This is a genomic window from Bartonella queenslandensis AUST/NH15 (assembly GCF_000312585.1).
In the GTDB taxonomy this organism is placed as follows: domain Bacteria; phylum Pseudomonadota; class Alphaproteobacteria; order Rhizobiales; family Rhizobiaceae; genus Bartonella; species Bartonella queenslandensis_A.
Genome location: NZ_HE998155.1, coordinates 1 through 385 on the forward strand (window position 1 = coordinate 1; position 385 = coordinate 385).

Sequence of the window (385 nt, forward strand, 5' to 3'; positions counted from 1 at the left end):
GAATATCCCCCCGCAAATTAAGCACATAAATACTCGTAAATTCTTTGGCTAAAGATTTTCGTAAACCATCCATTGCTGTTTTTTCTATGTAACCAGAACCAGAAACAAAGCCAATCACACCACAGTCTTTTATACGGTCACTCGCCCAGCAAATTGCACGAATATAACTATCATAAAGTGCTTGCACACAAGTTGTTTTGGATTGAGCAGCATAAGTTTCGCGAATACGGTTATCTAATATGGGGTAAGGAGTATTCTTTGCATTATCATTTTCACTTTTTTGCCCCACAGAATAAGGAGGATTACCAAAGATAACTTCGATATTTAGATTTTTCTGAAGTTCTAAATAGTCACTGTTTGCTTTGAATATACCTCGCAGCAAATC

The 385-nt window shown here is 36.6% G+C and carries 1 protein-coding gene; it reads right to left on the reverse strand.

From position 1 onward, the window contains the following. A partial coding sequence (locus BN338_RS12295; protein ID WP_039761817.1) for a hypothetical protein occupies window positions 1-385 on the reverse strand: 385 nt, incomplete at both ends.